This window comes from Streptosporangium sp. G12 (assembly GCF_052983175.1).
Genome location: NZ_JBRIQO010000011.1, coordinates 218,407 through 235,258 on the forward strand (window position 1 = coordinate 218,407; position 16,852 = coordinate 235,258).

General features: G+C 72.1%; 15 protein-coding genes. 6 read left to right on the forward strand and 9 right to left on the reverse strand.

What is annotated here, in order from left to right; translation table 11 throughout:
- The first annotated feature begins 44 nt into the window (after nucleotides 1–44).
- The 3 genes from ACVCAG_RS18755 to ACVCAG_RS18765 all read left to right on the forward strand — a co-directional run bounded on the left by ACVCAG_RS18755 (nucleotide 45) and on the right by ACVCAG_RS18765 (nucleotide 2,486).
- Entirely contained in the window at nucleotides 45–548 is a 504-nt protein-coding gene (locus tag ACVCAG_RS18755) for a MarR family transcriptional regulator (RefSeq protein ID WP_440084272.1), read from the forward strand.
- A 276-nt stretch (nucleotides 549–824) separates the two neighbouring features.
- Nucleotides 825–1,607 carry a methyltransferase domain-containing protein gene (locus ACVCAG_RS18760; protein ID WP_440084271.1) on the forward strand — a complete coding sequence of 261 codons (783 nt, stop codon included), beginning with the start codon at nucleotides 825–827 and terminating at the stop codon, nucleotides 1,605–1,607.
- A 360-nt stretch (nucleotides 1,608–1,967) separates the two neighbouring features.
- Nucleotides 1,968–2,486, forward strand: coding sequence for an O-acetyl-ADP-ribose deacetylase (locus tag ACVCAG_RS18765; RefSeq protein ID WP_440084270.1), 519 nt, complete (start codon nucleotides 1,968–1,970; stop codon nucleotides 2,484–2,486).
- Between the two features lie 153 nt (nucleotides 2,487–2,639).
- Here ACVCAG_RS18765 and ACVCAG_RS18770 read toward each other — a convergent pair whose 3' ends face one another.
- Both ACVCAG_RS18770 and ACVCAG_RS18775 read right to left on the reverse strand, forming a co-directional pair.
- Nucleotides 2,640–3,398: a restriction endonuclease gene (locus ACVCAG_RS18770; RefSeq protein ID WP_440084269.1), complete on the reverse strand. Its 759-nt coding sequence runs from the start codon at nucleotides 3,396–3,398 to the stop codon at nucleotides 2,640–2,642.
- Between the two features lie 134 nt (nucleotides 3,399–3,532).
- A complete protein-coding gene (locus ACVCAG_RS18775; RefSeq protein WP_440084268.1) occupies nucleotides 3,533–4,144 on the reverse strand; it encodes a TetR family transcriptional regulator in 612 nt (203 codons plus the stop codon).
- 83 nt (nucleotides 4,145–4,227) lie between these two features.
- On the opposite strand from ACVCAG_RS18775, the gene ACVCAG_RS18780 reads away from it, so the two are divergent.
- A complete protein-coding gene (locus ACVCAG_RS18780) occupies nucleotides 4,228–5,226 on the forward strand; it encodes an SDR family NAD(P)-dependent oxidoreductase (protein ID WP_440084267.1) in 999 nt (332 codons plus the stop codon).
- Between the two features lie 93 nt (nucleotides 5,227–5,319).
- On the opposite strand, the gene ACVCAG_RS18785 is transcribed toward ACVCAG_RS18780, so the two are convergent.
- The 4 genes from ACVCAG_RS18785 to ACVCAG_RS18800 all read right to left on the reverse strand — a co-directional run bounded on the left by ACVCAG_RS18785 (nucleotide 5,320) and on the right by ACVCAG_RS18800 (nucleotide 11,084).
- Nucleotides 5,320–6,126, reverse strand: coding sequence for a thioesterase domain-containing protein (locus ACVCAG_RS18785; protein WP_440084266.1), 807 nt, complete (start codon nucleotides 6,124–6,126; stop codon nucleotides 5,320–5,322).
- The gene (locus ACVCAG_RS18790; protein ID WP_447190076.1) at nucleotides 6,123–9,026 is read right to left on the reverse strand and encodes an SDR family NAD(P)-dependent oxidoreductase; all 2,904 of its coding nucleotides are present in this window, start codon (nucleotides 9,024–9,026) and stop codon (nucleotides 6,123–6,125) included. The genes ACVCAG_RS18785 and ACVCAG_RS18790 overlap by 4 nt, the downstream gene beginning before the upstream one ends.
- Before the next feature lie 326 nt (nucleotides 9,027–9,352).
- Nucleotides 9,353–10,237: an NAD(P)-binding domain-containing protein gene (locus tag ACVCAG_RS18795; RefSeq protein ID WP_440084264.1), complete on the reverse strand. Its 885-nt coding sequence runs from the start codon at nucleotides 10,235–10,237 to the stop codon at nucleotides 9,353–9,355.
- A gap of 1 nt (nucleotide 10,238) precedes the next feature.
- Nucleotides 10,239–11,084: a methyltransferase domain-containing protein gene (locus ACVCAG_RS18800; protein ID WP_440084263.1), complete on the reverse strand. Its 846-nt coding sequence runs from the start codon at nucleotides 11,082–11,084 to the stop codon at nucleotides 10,239–10,241.
- 1,067 nt (nucleotides 11,085–12,151) lie between these two features.
- On the opposite strand from ACVCAG_RS18800, the gene ACVCAG_RS18805 reads away from it, so the two are divergent.
- Nucleotides 12,152–12,415, forward strand: a complete 264-nt coding sequence (locus ACVCAG_RS18805) for an SAV_915 family protein (protein WP_440084262.1) — start codon at nucleotides 12,152–12,154, stop codon at nucleotides 12,413–12,415.
- Between the two features lie 277 nt (nucleotides 12,416–12,692).
- Here ACVCAG_RS18805 and ACVCAG_RS18810 read toward each other — a convergent pair whose 3' ends face one another.
- From ACVCAG_RS18810 to ACVCAG_RS18820, 3 genes are all read right to left on the reverse strand, one after another.
- Nucleotides 12,693–13,562, reverse strand: a complete 870-nt coding sequence (locus ACVCAG_RS18810) for a class II glutamine amidotransferase (RefSeq protein ID WP_440084261.1) — start codon at nucleotides 13,560–13,562, stop codon at nucleotides 12,693–12,695.
- 84 nt (nucleotides 13,563–13,646) lie between these two features.
- Entirely contained in the window at nucleotides 13,647–15,077 is a 1,431-nt protein-coding gene (locus tag ACVCAG_RS18815) for a glutamate decarboxylase (RefSeq protein ID WP_440084260.1), read from the reverse strand.
- 193 nt (nucleotides 15,078–15,270) lie between these two features.
- Nucleotides 15,271–16,047, reverse strand: a complete 777-nt coding sequence (locus ACVCAG_RS18820) for a DUF4184 family protein (RefSeq protein ID WP_440084259.1) — start codon at nucleotides 16,045–16,047, stop codon at nucleotides 15,271–15,273.
- Nucleotides 16,048–16,215: 168 nt separating this feature from the next.
- Between ACVCAG_RS18820 and ACVCAG_RS18825 the strand changes: the two genes are divergently transcribed.
- Nucleotides 16,216–16,788, forward strand: a complete 573-nt coding sequence (locus tag ACVCAG_RS18825) for an NADAR domain-containing protein (protein ID WP_440084258.1) — start codon at nucleotides 16,216–16,218, stop codon at nucleotides 16,786–16,788.
- The last annotated feature ends 64 nt before the right edge of the window (nucleotides 16,789–16,852 follow it).

The window sequence follows — 16,852 nt, forward strand, 5'->3', positions numbered from 1 at the left end:
TAATTAGACGTCAAATGATTAGAGCGCGATGTTACCGTGGGCCAATGCCGCCGCCCTTCAGGCCGCCGATCGGCCTGCACCTGACCCGTACCGCCAAGTCCGTCAGCCGCGCCTTCGACGAAACGCTGGCCGCGGCGGGCGGGTCGTTGCCGGTGTGGCTGATCCTCATCTCCCTCAAGACCCGCCGGCTGGGCAACCAGCGCGAGCTCGCCGACGCGGTCGGCATCCAGGGGGCCACGCTGACCCACCACCTCAACGCGATGGAGAGCACGGGCCTGCTCACCCGCCGCCGCGACCCGGCCAACCGGCGCGCCCACATGGTGGAGTTCACGCAGGAGGGAGAGGCCCTGTTCCACCGGCTACGGGAGGCGGCGACGGCCTTCGACCGGCGGCTGCGCGCGGACCTGGACGAGGAGGACGTCGCCGCCTTCGAGCGAGTGCTCGCGACGATGGCGAACAACGTGCGGGACGCCCCCGACACCCCCGGCACCCCCGGCATCCCCGACATCCCCGACATCCCCGACGGCGGTCGCGGGGCGGCGGGCTGACCGGCCGCGGCGGAAAACCCAGCGGTGCGAGACGGTCTGCTCTGTTAGCGTTGACGGAAATCCGCCGGGCGAGGTCCGGCGACGAACGTGGAGGAAGCCATGGCTGCCCGGGATCTGACACCGGGCCACCGCATCGCACCGGCCGTTCCGGCGCGGTGACGACCGAGACCGACGCCTGAGACGCCCGAGTGGCGTCCGAGTGGCGATCGACCTTCTCCCGTGGTGCCCCGGTGATGTCGCGATCATGTTGACGCACGACACCATTGGAGCTCTTCCATGTCACACGACACCTCATCCACCTGGTACGCGAACTTCTTCACCGAACTTCCCAACGAGTTCTGGCGGCGCGCGGCGACGCCGGAATCCACCGAGGCGGACGTCGACTTCGTCGAACGTCACCTCGGCCTGCGCCCCCGGGCCCGCATCCTCGACGTGCCCTGCGGCAGCGGCAGGCACACGCTGGCCCTCGCCGCGCGTGGCCACCGCCTGACCGGCGTGGACATCTCGGCCGAGGCCGTCGGGTACGCCCGGCGGGCCGCCGCCGACGCCGGGCTCGACGTCGATCTCGGCATCGCCGACATGCGGGACATCCCGCGTGACGGCTCGTTCGACGCCGCCGTCTGCATGGGCAACAGCTTCGGCTACCTCGAACCCGAGGAAACCCGCGAGTTCGTCGCCGCCCTGGCGGACGCGGTCCGGCCGGGCGGAGGGCTGGTGGTCGACTTCAATGCGACGGCCGAGTCCGTCCTGCCCGGCTACCTGGGTGAACCACGCCGGATGCGGACGGGCGACATCACCGTCACGGCGACGACAGGGTACGACGTCGCCCGCAGCCGCCTGATCAGTGGATACCACTTCACCCGGGGTGCGGAGGAGCTCGAGGTCACCGCGATCCACCACGTCTACACCAGCGCCCACCTGGGCCAGATCCTCACCGACGGCGGGTTCACCGGCGTCGAACGGTTCGGCGGGCCTGACGGCTCGCCCTTCGAGATCGGTGCCGGACGGTTGCTGCTCACCGCGCGCCGGGCGGAAGGCCCGCCCCCGGCGGGAACGTGAGCACCGGCCACGCGGGCTCCCGGCGCGAGCCGCACCCCGGGCACCGTGTCCTGACCCGCGTCTGAGACGGCCCCCACCGCCCGCCGCCTCCGGAAATCGGTTCCTCTCCGGTTTTCCGGTCTTCCGGCGGCGGGCGGCGGGCGGCGGGGGCGATCACGGCTCAGGCGCGGGTGACGCGCTCCCGGCGTACGGCCAGACCGGTGAAGCGACCCGTCACGTGGCACGGCTGCGGCGTCCCGGAACGGCGAGGAGCGGAACCGCCGCGGGTCCGGGGCGGAACGCCGGGGAACACGTCAGAGCACGGGAAACCGGGGAAGGACCCGATACGAGAAGACGAACCGCCGAGGAAGGCCATGGCTCATGAGGATCACGCTGGTCCAGGGGGACATCACCACGCAGGACGTCGACGCCGTCGTCAACGCCGCCAACTCCTCGCTCCTGGGCGGCGGCGGGGTCGACGGGGCCATCCACCGGCGCGGCGGCCCCGCCGTCCTCGCCGAATGCCGAGACCTGCGCGCCTCCCGGTACGGCAAGGGACTCCCCACCGGGCAGGCCGTGGCCACCACCGCGGGAGACCTCCCGGCCCGCTGGGTCATCCACACCGTCGGCCCCGTCCACTCCCGCACCGAGGACCGCACGCACCTGCTGGCCTCCTGCTACCGCGAATCCCTCCGCGTCGCCGACGAACTCGGCGCCACCAGCGTCGCCTTTCCCGCCGTGTCGGCGGGAGTCTACGGCTGGCCGATGGACGACGCCGCCCGCATCGCCGTCGGCACCGTACGGGCCACTCCGACAAAGGTGACGGACCTGCGGTTCGTCCTGTTCACCCCGGAGGCCCACGCCGCCTTCGAAAAGGCCCTCGACATCACGGGATCGTGAGCCGCCTCCGGCCGAACGAGCCCGGGGTCCGGCACCGGCTCGCCGGGAGACTCGCCGGTCGCCGTCTCCCGGCGTCCTCCGGCCCCGCAATGCACCGACATACTCCGCGGTGCCCCGGCATGCACCGGCGCGCACCGGCGGACGGCCCGGTCGTCAGGCCGGTTCGTCGCCGAGCGCTCCCTCCAGGCCCGTATCGCCGTCCGGACGGGGCATCGCGGGACGGCGTCCCGGCAGGAACCGCCGACCGGCCCCGCGGCGTGCCCGCGGAGCGAGGGCGAAGGACCCGGTGAACCAGGCGGCGAGCAGCGCGCGATCGATCAGCGTCAGGTCGGTGCCCGCCGCGCACTCCCTGGCCGGAGCCGTGAAGGTCGACGAGGTGACGAGCACGCCGCGGTGGCCGGGATAGGCGTGGAGCGCGCCGAGAAGGTCGCGGATCTGGGGTGAGCCCACCGAGGCGCCCCAGCGCTTGCACTGGATGACGAAGCGTTCGCCGCCGGGCGCGGTCGCGACGACGTCGACGCCGCCGTCACCGCTGCCGCCGATCCTGCGCACCCCGCGGAAGCCCTCGCGCCGCAGCAGGGTCTCGACGAGGGCTTCGAACCGGTCACCGGTCATGCGGTCGACGCGTTCGAGGCGCGCGTTGTCCTCCAGCCATTCCCGCTCCCGGGCCTCGATCGCCCGATGGCGGAGCAGGAGCGCCCCTGCCAGACCCGCGATCAGCACGACCGTACCGCCGATCACCAGCGGCCAGTTGGCGACGACGACGTCGGCGAGCCACACGGCGGCCACGAAGAAGGCCACGGCCGCGATCGCCCACAGCGACCGGTCGCCGTCGCCCTCGCGCCGGCGCGGCCTCCGCCCGCCGGACGCCCGCCGTCGTACCGCCTTGGCGGGTGTCCGTCGCCGTGCCATCGCGCACCTCCGGGGGACGAGGGTGGAACGTTGCCGCTGACCCTTGTGACTCTGACAACGGGCACCGACAGTTTCCAGGGCGACGTGCTTCGGCGTGACCGGCGAACGCGAAGGGAGGGCCGGGCGACGGCGCCTCAGCTCGCCCGGTGACGGCAGCACACGACCAGGTCCACGGCCTGCCGCATCGCGTTCCGCACCCCTTCGGGCGAGTCGCCGCGCCGAAGGCTGGCCAGTGTCGCCGCGCTCACCGCGCCGACCATCGCGCCCACCAGGGCAGCGGCGGCAATCGGGTCCAGCTCGTCCGGATACGCCTGGTGCAGCGCCCGGGCCAGCTCGGTCTGCGCGGTGACATACCCCTGCAACAACCGCGCCCGCAACACCGGCGCCGACTCGGCCAGGCGGACCCGGAGCGCCGCGAGCCCGCTGGTCAGATCGCTGTCCCAGCTGTTGGCGATCATCTGTTCCATCGCCCGCGCGAGAACGCCGGGAAATCGCTCCTCGGCGCCGCGCTCGGCGACCGCCTGCAGCGCCAGATCGATCCGCACGTCGGCGTTGGCGAAGAGCACATCCTCCTTCGTCTGGAAGTGGAGGAAGAACGTACGGGTGGACACCTCCGCGGCCTCGGCGATCTCGGCCACCGTGACGTGTTCGAACCCCTTCTGCTCGAACAGGCGGACCGCCGCCTCGATCAGCGCCTGCCGTGTGCGCCGCTTCTTGCGCTCCCGCAACCCCGGGCTCTCCGTCATGACCCCAGCCTATTGCATTCCATGCATTGCTTCATGCAATGTATTAATGCATCGAGTGTATTGATTGAGAGGGAGTGGAGCACGTGGGGAGTCTGGACGGACGCGTCGTCCTCATCACCGGCGGCGGGCGCGGCATCGGGCGAGAAGAGGCGTTGTTCTTCGCGTCCGAGGGTGCCAGGGTCGTCGTCAACGACCCCGGCGTCGCCGTCGACGGCACGGGTGGCGACGGCGACGTGGCGGCCGCGGTGGTCGAGGAGATCATCGCCCGCGGCGGGCAGGCGGTCGCCAACACCGACAGCGTCGCCGACTGGCACGGCGCCCGGCGCATGGTGAACGCGGCCCTGCGGGCCTTCGGTGACCTCCACGTCGTCGTCAACAACGCGACCATCGAACGGAACCGCGGAATGGCCGACCTGACCGAGGAGGAGTTCGACGACGTCGTCGCCGTGAAGCTGAAAGGCACGTTCGCGGTCACTCGCTGGGCGGCCCGTCACTGGCGCGAACGGTTCGAGGCCGGCGACCGCGTCGACCGTGCCGTCGTCAACACCTCCTCGGGCTCGGGCCTGCTCAACCCGCTGCCCACGCAGGCCTCCTACGCCGCCGGGAACGCCGGAGTCGCGGCCATGACCATCGTCGGAGCTCTCGAACTCGGCCGGTACGGCGTGCGGGTCAACTGCGTCTCGCCCTCCATGGCACGCACCCGGCTCACCCTCCAGGTCCCCGGCATGCGCGAGGAGCCGCCGGCAGGACGGTTCGACCCGCTGCACCCCTCCACCAACGCGCCCGTCGCCGCCTACCTGGCCACCGCGGCGTGTCCGCTCACCGGTCAGGTGCTCTCCATCCGAGGCGGATCGGTCACGGTCAACCACGGATGGTCGCCTGGTGCGCACGTCCACAAGGACGGCCTGTGGACGGTCGACGAACTCGCCGAGCGGGTGAGGGAGCTGCCGGTGGTCGACCCCTTCGAAAAACTCGCCGACGCCCTCGGCCGCGCCCTCGGTCCCACCGGGCGTACGCAGCTCCAGCAGATGGTCGACGCCCTCCTCGATCAAGGAGCCCGTTCCGGCGGCACACCCGGATGACCGACGTCGGGGGACCCGCCTCCGGTCCCACCGCCCGCTGCCGGGCTGTCGCCGATCACGATCGTGACATCTCTTCCATGCGTGCCGGGAACCTCACACGTGCCGTGAGGAAGCGGGTGAGTCCTCACGGCACGCCTGGTCGACGTCCCCGACGCCGGCGAGGCGCTCCGCGATGTCGGCGACGAGTGCCGCCTCCGCGTCCATCGAGCAGAAGGGGCTCCCGGGGAAGGTCCGCAGCTCGAACCCGGAGCCCGCGACGCGGCTCCAGGCACGCATCTCCCCGTGGCTCACGTGCGGATCGTCCGTCCCCAGGTAGCCGATGATCGGAGCGGTGACCTGCGGGGTGAACGCGGGCCGGTAGGCGTGCAGGAGATCGTGGTCGGCCCGCAACGCGATCATCGCCAGGTCCATCAGCTCCGGGAGGCGCAGGAGCATCGGATTCGCGGCGGCGGCCTGCTCGGCGAGCCGGCAGTCGCCGACGGGGATCCTCCTCGCGTCGTCCGCGCACAGGTGCGGCGCCGCGTGCGCGGACACCAGCAGCGCCGCCGGGGAGATCCGGTACCGTCCGGCGAGCCTGACCGCGACCTCGTACGCGACCACGGCGCCCATGCCGTGCCCGAACAGGGCGAGCGGCCGGTCCGCCAGGGTGACCAGTGCCCGGCAGACGTGGTCGACGAGCGTCTCCATCCGGTCGATCGGCCGCTCGCTGACGCGGTTCTGCCTGCCGGGATAGCACACGGCGGAGAGCTCGACATCGGCGGGCAACCGGTCCTGCCACCCGCGGTAGGACATCGGGGCACCCCCGGCGTGGGGGAAGCAGACGAGGCGCGCGCGAGGCTCGGCGAGCGAGCACTCCCTGCGCAGCCACACGCGGGAGTCGGCCGGGATCGTCTCGGTCACGGGAGGTCGTTCCTTCCGGGGGTCGCGTACGGGCCGGCCGCCTCCGGTTCTCCCTCGCCCCCGGCCCGGGGGGTCGCGTCTCCGTGCGCGCGAGACTCCCCGCCCGCCGTGGGGGTCGCGGCGAGGTGACGCGGGCGGAGGGGCCGTGACCGGGCATCCGGCGCCGGGGCCCGCCGGGCGGGGTCCGTGTCCCCCGGCGGGCGGGAGGAGACGACGACCTGACCCAGCGAAAGGACGGCCAGGCACCTCTCGAAGAACGCCGGCCCCTCCTCGGGGCTCAGCCCTCCGGTGAGGCCCTCCCCGGTGAGCTCACGGTGGCGGCGTTCCGTGTCACGGGCCGTTCCCACGCCGTTCCACCGGTCCCAGTTGATCGACAGCACCGGTACGCCTCCGCCGTCGCGCCGCGCGCCGAGGGCGAACGTGTCGAGGAAGGCGTCGGCGGCCCCGTGGCAGGCGAGCCCGGGAGCCCCGGAGAACGACGCCAGCGAGGAGAACAGCACCACGAAATCGGGAAGCGCGCCCACCTCCCGCAGGACCGAGACCAGGGTGGCGGTCCCCTCGGTCTTGGCCCGCAGGGCGGCGGCGATGCCGTCCTCGGTCAGGAACTCCGCCATGCCCTCCCCCGGCACGCCCGCGGCGTGGATCACCCCGTGGATCTCGCCGAACCGCGACCGTGCCTCTTCGAGGACCTCCCTGAGACGCCGGGCGTCGGCGACGTCGGCACCGCGCACCAGCAGGTCGTCCCCCCGCTCCGCGAGAAGGGCCCTCAGCGCCGCACCCTCCCCGCCACCGGAGCCGGGGCCGTACGACGGGAACGTCCCGGGCGCCTCACGTCCGATCAGGACGAGCCGCGCCGAGTGGACGGCCGCGAGGTGTCCGGCCAGCCGCAGCCCGATCCCGCCCGTCCCCCCGGTGATCACGTAGGTCCCGCCCCGGCGCACCGAGGGACTCCCGTACGTGCCGGGCGCCACGTCCAGCGGCTCGAACCCGCGCAGCCAGCGGTGCCCCGCCCTCAGGCCGACCGGGTCCTCGTGCGGCGGGCGGCAGAGCTCGGCCAGGAGCTCCGCGGCCCGGATCCCGTGGTCTCCGTCGTCGCCGGGGTCCAGGTCCACGAGCCGGACGCGTGTGCCGGTCAGCTCGTGGCGGAGCGGCCCGGCGGCTCCGACCGTGAGGGCCGCCCGCGGGTCGAGCCGCTCGCCTCCGGTGATCTCCAGGGCTCCCCGGGTGACGAGGCAGAGATCGGTCTCCGGCCGGCCGCTCAGGGCACGGGCCAGGCCGGCGACGTGGCCCAGCGGCGGGCAGACCTGTGCGGGCAGTGACGCTCCCCAGAGGCAGACGATCCGCGACGGCCCCTCCGCGTCACCCTCCACCGTCTTCAGGAGCTGCTCGTAGTCCTCCCCGCACCGGGGGTCGATCGTGATCCGGTCCCGGGCCGCGTGGTGGAACGCGCGCCCCGGGGTGACGACGACGGTCATGGCCCCGTACTCCTCCAGCCTCGCGGTGACCGCCTCGGCGAGGGGTGACGAGTCGGAGAGCAGGATCCAGCGGTGTTCCCGCACGGTGGGGCCAAAATCGGCCGGGGGCACCTTCACGGCCCGTTTCCAGGTGATCCCGTACAGACCGACGGACGAACGTTCCCGCCCGGTGACGGCGGGATCCGTGACGCGCGGCCGGTCCGGCGGGTGAGCGACGGTCGGCCGGTCCGGCGGGTGAACGGCGGCCGGCGCGAAGGGGTGGGGCGGCGCGGGCGGCCCGAGCCGCCGCTCCGGCCGCGAGGAGGGCAGGTCGACCTCGACGCCCGCCTCCCGCAGCCGGGCCAGCGCGCCGAGCAGGACCTCCCCGTCGGTTCGCTCCTCCGCCGGATGGCGGGTCACGTTGACGACGACGGAGTCCGTACCCGCTCGCGCCCTGGCCAGCGTGGTCAGGGTCGTGCCCGGCCCCACCTCGACAAGGATCTTCGGACCGCCGGCCAGGACGTGGCCGAGTCCGGCGTCGAAGCGGACCGTCGCCCGCAGATGGGTGACCCAGTACCCGGGGTCGGCGAAGTCGGCGTCGCCGGTCCCCGTCACGCCGGACACGAGGCGCAGCGAGGGGCGGCGCAGCGGGACGCCGTCGAGGAAGTCGCGGAACTCGTCGATCACGGGGTCGACCAGGGCCGAGTGCGCGGCGGTGCTGAGCGGCAGGAGGCGGCAGGCGATCCCGCGCCGGTCCAGGAGTTCCCTGACCTCGGCGACGTGGGCGGCGGGACCGGCGAGCACGCAGGACGCCGGACCGTTGACCGCCGACAGGCACACTCCTTCCCCGAGGAAGGGCTCGACCTCCCGCTCGGAGGCCGGAACCGCCAGCATCGCCCCGTCGCGCAGGGTTGCCAGGAGCTCTCCGCGCCTGGCCACGACGGCCAGGGCGTCGCGCAGCGACATGACGCCCGCGACACAGGCCGCGGCGTACTCACCGAGGCCGTTGCCGATCAGCAGGGAAGGGCTCACCCCCCGCGTCATGAGGAGCCGGGCGAGTGCGATCTCCATGACGAACACGGCCGGCGCCGGCGAGGGATCGGCCTTCCCGGTCTCCTCCCCCGCCGCCCCGTCCGGGGACACACCGGTCTCGCCGGCCTCGTCCGGGAGGGCCGGTGCCGCGTCCGCCCACAGGGCGTGCAGCCGCTCGGCGGAGCGGCCGGGCAGCAGGTCCAGGCACTCGTCCACGGCCGTGCGGAAGACCGGTTCGTCGCGGTAGAGCTCACGGCCCATCCCGGGATACCGCGCCGCCCCGCCGGGGAACATGAACACCACGTCGCCACCCGTACGGACGGCGGGGACGGGCGCGGGGAAGCGGCAGGCGATGCCGGCGGCCGCGGTGCCGGTACCCGGAATCCCGAGATCGGGAGCGCCGGGATCGGGCATGCCGGGACCCCGGGGACCGGGATCAGGACCTCCGGGGCCGGGGGCGCCGGGACCCGGAACTCCAGGGCCGGGGATTCCGGGGCCGGGGACGGCCGGGTCGGGAAGGCCGGGACCGGGAGTGCCCGGCCTCGGGGAACCTGGTCTCGCGACGCCGCCGGTCCCACCGTCCTCGCCGGAGCCGTCGAGGCCGTCAGGGCCGCCGAGGCCGTCAGGGCCGCCGAGGCCGTCGGAGTCGCCGGAGCCATTGGGGCCGTCGGAACCGCGGAGGCCATCAGGACCGTCAGGTGGCTCGCCGTCGACCGGTTCAAAACCGTGCATGTTTCCCCTCAGCGGTCATGGAAGGCCGCTCGGCGGCTGCGGAACTGTTCGGTGAGCACCGCCACGTGCTCGCGCCGGTAGCCCTGCTCCATCGCCCTCAGCACGCGCTCGCGCATCACACCGAGGTAGGACTGGTCGATCCCGGCCCGCTCCGCGATGTCCGCCAGGTTGTTGAGAACGCCCAGGTGCGAGGTGAGCGGAGCCTGCTCGAAGGTGTAGTCACGGCGCGCGATGAGACCGAGGCCGACGCCGATCGTGTTCTGGAAACCGGGGTCGTAGAGCGGCACGGACTCCGCGAAGTCGTTGAGGGGGACTCCCATGCTCTCCGCGATGGCCGAGCATTCGAGGAAACCGTTGACGAAGGCGTAGTAGAAGGCGCTGGAGACGACGTGGTAGGCCTTGGCGTAGCCGGGGTCGGGGCCCAGGCGCACCTGCTTGCCGGACAGCGCCTCGGTCACGCCCGCCAGCTCCTTGAAGTCCTCGGCCGCCCCGCCGTAGACGGTGAAGCAGTCTTCGGTGCCGATGGCGTCCGGGTAGTTGAGGATCGCGGCCTCCAGGTATCTGCCTCCCGCGGCCTCCACCCGCTTCCGCAGGGGGGCGACGTCGTCGGGGATGCCGCTGGCGTGCTGGACGACGAGCCTGCCGGAGAGATCGGCCGCGGTCTCGTCGAGGACCGCGTGGGTGATCTCGTAGTCGAGAAGGCACAGCAGCACGATCGGGGAGGCCTCGATCGCTTCGGCGGCCGTCGCGTGGAGGTGGACGTCCCGTCCCGCGAGCCTCTCCGAGCGTTCCGGCGTACGGTTCCAGACCGAGACCTCCAGGCCCGAGTCGACGCAGGCCCGTACGATCGCGGAACCGACCACCCCGGTCCCGATGACCGTCACATCCGTCATGTCAGTGCTCCATCCTGGTGAAGGTCATGACCACCCCGCCGATCTCGGCGGCGTCCGCCCACGCGGTGAAGGCGGCGGGTGGCCGCCCGGCGCCGGGCGTCCCGCGTCCGGCCTCCGGCCGCGCCCTGCGCTCCCGCGGCCCGCGCGCGAGCCGGGAGAAGGAGTCACGCACGTCCTCGGTGATGTCGACGAGCTCCGTGGCGGCCATCCCGGCCCGCCGCGCCGCCGACAGGTGGTCTTCCGGCGCGTCGAGCGACACGGCGTTCGGCATGGCCAGGTGGGGGCCGACGCGCTCGCGGACCTTCTCGGTCATCGCAACCCGCGGGTAAGGCGTCTCGACCACCAGGCGGCCCCCCGGGCGCAGGACCCTGGCGATGCTCCGGTAGAGGGCCGCGACGTCCAGGTTCGGGGTGACCTCGAGGGCCAGCACCGCGTCGAACGAGGCGTCGGCGAACGGCAGGTCCATCGCGTCGACGTGCCGGAACCGCACCATCTCCGCCACGCCCTGCGCCTCGGCGTGCTCGGCTCCTTCGCGCAGTGCCTCCCGGTCGATGTCGATCGCCACGACCCGCGCGCCCAGGGTCCGGGCCAGGCGCACGGCCGGGCGGCCGTTGCCACAGCCCACGTCCAGCACCCGGGAGCCCTGCCCCACCCCCAGCCTGGCCACCACGAAGTCGGTCATCCGCTCCGTGGCCTCCAGGATCGGCGCGACGTCCTGGGAACCCCCCTGGAAGCCGTGGTGCCGGTCGGGCCCCGCGATCCCGCCCACCAGCGCCGTGAGCTCGTTGTAGGTCGACTCGATCTTCGAGGACGGCGAGAGACCGGTCCTGACGTTTCCCGCGCCCATCCGGAATTCGGAGTCGTCACCATCCAGACCAGAAATGAGACACCCCCTTTAACCAGAATCAACCCGGCTCAAGCAGAGAAACGCGACTTATCCCGATAGGCGCACATCGCCGGTTGGGCGAATCCGCCGGTTGGGCGAAACACTAGCAGTGGGCGCCGATCCCATCGATGATCCTGAATATTGGTTTCTCGCCAGACAAGGTCAACGTTTCCACTGACATCAACATGGACGCCACCTCCTTTCGCCATAAAGCCATTCATCAGCAAAGGGGACCTAAAGTCGATCTCCTTCTCCCCGGTCATTCCTTTTCCGGTCCGCGGGCATTCCGACCACGGGAACCGGCCGGTCGCACCGACCCCGTTCCGGCCTGGCGGCACAGGTCGCGGGCTCGTCCTGGACCGCCGGGTTCGACCAAGGAACAAAGAAGTCCCCGACGGGGGAACCGCCGAGGGGATCCGACGAAAAACAGCCGGCGTCGACAGCCGCCCTTGGGCTCCGTCCGCGTTACGCCAAGCCTCCGCGGCCGGAACACCCGTGGCGCGACGACAAGGAACCGGAGAAAGAAAGGTCCTCGTAGTCCCGGAACGCACGCTGTCCGGATGTTCGGGAAAAATATCAACGATTCACATTTTATCGCTTTATAGCTCTACGCGTCTTCCGGTCCGCGAGCACCCCTGTACGGTTCCACACCACCGACGACGGGCACGAGGATTCCCCGCCCACCCCGCTCCGCCCACCGCGCCGGGCCCGGTGCGCGACATATCCCGCACCGGGTCGCCCGGCCCGGCAGAACGGCAGGGGCCGCGGGCGGGACAGCGGAACGGCCGGCGGCGCAGCAGGGGCGCAGCAGGGGCGCAGCAGGGGCGCAGCAGGAGCAGCGAACCGTCTCCCGAACGGGCCCCGACCGGAGGCGATGCCCTCCCGCACGCCCCGGGCAGCGGCGCGCCGCGCGTCAACGTGGCGTCACCGCTTCCGGCATCCCCGTCTGAATCACGTAGAGATCACACCGAAATCCACTGAAAGGGAGATAACGTCATTTTCGTACGAGTTCTCACCAGGAGGAAGCAATGTCGGAAGTCCCGTTATACGTACCGGTCCGTGAAGGCGCCTTCAGCATGTCGCTGCGGCTGTTCAGGACCGATTCGGGCAGGAGGACGGCAGCCGCCTTCTCCTCGCCGATGTGCCTGACCAAGGTGCTCGGCACCGGCCAGCGCTGGATCCGGCTCACCGAGCCCGCGCTCCGGCACATGATCGAAGATCTGGACGTCACCGGCATCGTGATCGACCCCGCCGGGACGACGGCTCAGCGGACATCCCCTCAGGCCGCGTGATGTGCGTTCTCACGCAGGACCGGGAATACCAGACCGCCTCCGCGTCGGAAGGCGTACCGGAACACCGCCCGACGGCCGGAACCGTCGGCACGCCCCATCGCCTCCCGTCACCGTCACCGTCACCGGGGGAACGGTCCGCCCGTACGGCGAACCCGTCGACCTGGCGCGGGTTCCTGCTCGCACGTCCCCCGGTCATCCGCCTCGGCGGTCCCGGACCTGATGTCGTGCCACCTCGTCCCTGACCGGTGCTTCGACGCGCACACCGCGAGACGCGGTCTCAGGTGGCCTGCTGCGAGGCGGCGGCCTCGGGGCGCAGGTCGGCGAGACTCAGCCGGTGCGCGGGCTCGTCGGGCAGCACGACCCGGCGGGTGGGGTCGAGGCCCGGTCCGATGTGGAGCAGCTCGCCGGGCTCCATCGGGCACCAGTCGGGATGGTCGTCCATGTGCTCGCTGGCGACCACGAAGGCGGGGACATCCATCAGGTCGCGGGAACGGACGCGGATGCGGCCGTCGGTGCCGCTCTGGTCGAGGTGCCGTCCGCCGCGGCACCCGCCCGCGGCACGCTGGAGCACGTACAGGTGGTGGGTGTCGGGGTAACGCAGCGCCCACAGATCCCGCGGGGTGCTGAGGACCAGGTTGAGGGCGTAGACGGGCAGGTTCTCGGCGACCCAGCGGGCGGCGGCCTCGATACCGGCGGCGACGTCGCCGCCGTGCGCCCTGGTCTCACGGGTGATCAGCGCGAAGAAGCGCTCGGAGTCGGTCTCCCCCTCGACCAGATCCCGGTACTCGCCCAGCTCCGCGTCGAGTTCGTCCAGGCCCTCGATCACCCCGTTGTGGGCGAAGAGCCGCCCGTCCTGCAGGAAGGGATGCGTGTTGCGTTTCTCCAGGCCACCGGTGGAGGCGAAACGCACGTGGGCCACGAAGGTGGCGGATTCCGTCTCCTTGGCCTCCTCGGCGAAGCACTGGTCCCGGTAGGCGGCGACGGGCGTCTTGTGCACCTCCGGGGTGCCGTCGGTGTCGAAGTACCCCAGACCGGTCCCGTCGGGATAGCGGCGGCTCTGCTCGCTCATGCTGACCGGCGCGTCCAGAAGCCAGAAGGTGGCACACGTGCGCCGAGGCGCGCTGCTCATGCCAAACAGACGGCACATCCCGATCTCTCCTTCTCCCTCGTCCTCCGCCCGGCCGGTTCTCCCCCGTCCGGCGCGGACGTCTTCGATCGTCGCCGCGTACCTTCAGCCGTGGCCGTGACGGCGAGGGCTCTTGCCCTCGGTACCGTGCGCGAAGCCTCCGGCGTCATCGGCGGTGCGGCGCGGTTCGCCCTGAGCCTCCAGCCGGGGCAGCACCCTGCGCAGGTCCTCCAGCAACAGATCGGCCAGGTCGTGGCTGAAGCCGTTGCGGACGACGACGCGCAGTACCGCCAGGTCCGTACGGTTCCGGGGGAAGGTGTAGGCGGGCACCAGCCAGCCGCGCTCACGCAGCGCGGCGGAGACGTCGAAGACCGTGAAGCCGCCGACCCCCTTCCGTACCCGGAAGGCGAACACCGGGATCTGGCCACCGTCGGTGATCAGCTCGAACGGGCCCAGCTCGGCGATCTCCCCGGCCAGGCGGGTCGCCACGTCCCGGCACGTCCGCTGCACCCGGCGGTAACCGTCGAAGCCCAGCCTCAGGAAGTTGTAGTACTGCGCGACCACCTGGGCGCCCGGCCGGGAGAAGTTCAGCGCGAAGGTCGGCATGTCCCCGCCGAGGTAGTTGACGTGGAAGACCAGGTCGTCGGGGAGCGCCGGGGAGTCGCGCCACAGCGCCCAGCCCACTCCGGGCATCACCAGGCCGTACTTGTGCCCGGAGGTGTTGATCGACGCCACCCGCGGCACCCGGAAGTCCCAGTGCAGGCCCGGGTCGAGGAAAGGGGCGATCATGGCACCGGAGGCGCCGTCCACGTGGATCGGCACGTCGAGGCCGGTGCGGGCCTGCAGCTCGTCCAGCGCCGCCGCGATGTCGGCGACGGGCTCGTAGCTACCGTCGAACGTGGAGCCGAGGACGGCGACGACACCGATGGTGTTCTCGTCGCACGCCTCGACCGCCGTCTCGGGGCTCAGGTGGTATCGATCACCCTCCATGGGCACGTACCGGGGTTCGACGTCGAAGTAGTCGGCGAACTTCTCCCAGCAGATCTGCACGTTGACGCCCATCACCAGGTTGGGACGCTCGACGGGGCGGCCCTTCGCGCGGCGCCGGTGCCGCCAGCGCCGTTTGAGCGCCAGACCGCCCAGCATCGCCGCCTCGCTCGACCCGGTCGTCGAGCAGCCTGTCGCGCGGTGGGGGTCCTCGGCGTGCCAGAGCCGGGCGAGGATGTCCACGCATCGCTTCTCCAGCTCCGCGGTCTGCGGATACTCGTCCTTGTCGATCATGTTCTTCTCGACGCACTCGGCCATCAGCCTCAGCGCCTGCGGCTCCGCCCAGGTGGTGACGAACGTCGCGAGGTTCAGCCGCGCGTTGCCGTCCAGCATCAACTCGTCGTGCACCAGCTGGTAGGCCGTGTCCGGCTCCATCTCCCCGTCCGGCATGGCGTGGCGCGGGACCCGGAGGGGCTCCCGGCTGAAGATCGGGTTGATCTCCAGATCCCGGCTTCCGCGCCCGGGGTGACCGGGCTGCCGCAAAGGCATCGTCCATGTCCTTCCCGAGCCGACCAAGCATCGTGAGCTGGAGTTTTCCCCCTGAACGGGGTACCCCGCCACCGCCGCGCGACACCACCTTGAGACGGGTGGGGCCCGGGACCGTCCGGTCGCGGCGGCCGGCTCACCGATGTTCGCCCCCTCCCGACCACCCCGGTTGCCGCGTGCGGACGGCTCGGTACCGTCAACGAGCGTGCTCCTCGGTTCGATCCGGTCGCGGCGTGCCCCGCCGGGAGCGCGCCGCCGGCCACACGTGCCACGCGACCACGTAGCCGGCCAGGACGACGCCGCTCCCGATCATCCCGCCCAGGATCACGCACCGCACCAGGTCGTACAGGCTCACCGCGGCACGGTCGCCGCTCCCCAGCACGACCGCGCCGACGGTCGCGGCGCCCGCCCCGGCGGCCAGGACCCACCCGCGCGACCGCCCCGTCACGCCGGGCAGGCGTCCCGGCCGTACGGCGGCGCGCCGATACCACAGGACGAACCAGCAGGCCAGGACCACGAGCCCACCCAGCGAACTGACGTACATCACCACGTTGAACACCCGGTGCGCCCCGACGACCGAGACGCGCATCGCCGGCCAGTGCACCACGGCGAAGCCTCCCACCTGGGTGAACCCGTCCCACACCAGGTGCGTGGCGACGCCTGCCAGCAGCGCGGCCACCACCGCGATCCCGCGCCCGGACGGCGCCGGGTCGGGCAGCCGCGCGCGCAACCCGTCCGGGGCGAGCGCCGTCAACGGCGCGCGCAGCAACAGGTTGAAGACGACGAGCACCGCCACTCCCACGGGCAGATCCACCAGCAACGCGCCCGGCCAGCCGTGGGTGGTCCTTGAGGAGAAGGGCAACGGCAGGTAGTACGGCAGGTCGGGCACCATGGCGCCGATGGCCAGCGCCGAAGGGGGTAACCACCGCCGCAGCGGCAGGATCGCGACGGCGTGGCTCAGGGTGAAGGGCATGTCCCATTATCGACGTCGTCGACGCGGGCGGTGATCATGCCGGACGGCCGGTCATCCGCGGACGGTGATCATGCCGGAGGCCGGTCATCCGTGGCCGGCGCCGAGGTCGTCCCGTCCGCGCCGGTAACCCGGTGGCCGTCCGGCGGCCACCCGTGGCACGGTGTACCGGTGTCCGATCTCATCAGAGCGCCCCGCTCGGTCGCCGAAGCCGTCGCCGCCGAGCGAGACGGGGAGCGGTTGCGTTACCTGTTCTTCTGGGGCCACCGGCCGCCGCGGGACGGCGGGGTCGGCGCCGGATGCCTCAGCCAGTGGTGGGAGGCCGTCTTCACCTCGGAGGGGCACGACTTCCGGTCGGCCGAGCACTACATGATGGCGCACAAGGCATGGCTGTTCGGTGACGACGGGACCGCCGCGCGGATCCTCGCCGCCGGGCACCCCGGCGAGGCCAAGAAACTCGGCCGCGAGGTCCGCGGCTTCGACGAGGCCGTGTGGGACGAGCACCGCTACGAGATCGTGGTGCGCGGCAACATCGCCAAGTTCGGCGAGCACCCCGAGCTGAGGGACTTCCTGCTCGGCACCCGCTCCCGCATCCTGGTCGAGGCCAGCCCCGTCGACCGGGTCTGGGGCATCGGGCTCGCCGCCGACGACGAACGCGCCGCCTCCCCCGCCACGTGGCGAGGCCTGAACCTGCTCGGCTTCGCCCTCATGGACGCCCGCGACGCCCTTGGCGCCTCATCGTGAAAGGGCCGGGACCCGCCTCGATCGAGGCGGAGTCCGACCAGGCCGTCGGTCGAGGGTCCGGGGG

Excerpts from the sequence above, each read along its gene's own strand:
- ACVCAG_RS18815 (WP_440084260.1), bottom strand. The coding sequence starts at position 15,077 with ATGCCTTTGCGGCAGCCCGGTCACCCCGGGCGCGGAAGCCGGGATCTG.
- ACVCAG_RS18765 (WP_440084270.1), top strand. The coding sequence starts at position 1,968 with ATGAGGATCACGCTGGTCCAGGGGGACATCACCACGCAGGACGTCGAC.
- ACVCAG_RS18770 (WP_440084269.1), bottom strand. The coding sequence starts at position 3,398 with ATGGCACGGCGACGGACACCCGCCAAGGCGGTACGACGGCGGGCGTCC.
- ACVCAG_RS18820 (WP_440084259.1), bottom strand. The coding sequence starts at position 16,047 with ATGCCCTTCACCCTGAGCCACGCCGTCGCGATCCTGCCGCTGCGGCGG.
- ACVCAG_RS18800 (WP_440084263.1), bottom strand. The coding sequence starts at position 11,084 with ATGGGCGCGGGAAACGTCAGGACCGGTCTCTCGCCGTCCTCGAAGATC.
- ACVCAG_RS18805 (WP_440084262.1), top strand. The coding sequence starts at position 12,152 with ATGTCGGAAGTCCCGTTATACGTACCGGTCCGTGAAGGCGCCTTCAGC.
- ACVCAG_RS18810 (WP_440084261.1), bottom strand. The coding sequence starts at position 13,562 with ATGTGCCGTCTGTTTGGCATGAGCAGCGCGCCTCGGCGCACGTGTGCC.
- ACVCAG_RS18755 (WP_440084272.1), top strand. The coding sequence starts at position 45 with ATGCCGCCGCCCTTCAGGCCGCCGATCGGCCTGCACCTGACCCGTACC.
- ACVCAG_RS18790 (WP_447190076.1), bottom strand. The coding sequence starts at position 9,026 with ATGCCCGATCCCGGCGCTCCCGATCTCGGGATTCCGGGTACCGGCACC.
- ACVCAG_RS18795 (WP_440084264.1), bottom strand. The coding sequence starts at position 10,237 with ATGACGGATGTGACGGTCATCGGGACCGGGGTGGTCGGTTCCGCGATC.
- ACVCAG_RS18760 (WP_440084271.1), top strand. The coding sequence starts at position 825 with ATGTCACACGACACCTCATCCACCTGGTACGCGAACTTCTTCACCGAA.
- ACVCAG_RS18775 (WP_440084268.1), bottom strand. The coding sequence starts at position 4,144 with ATGACGGAGAGCCCGGGGTTGCGGGAGCGCAAGAAGCGGCGCACACGG.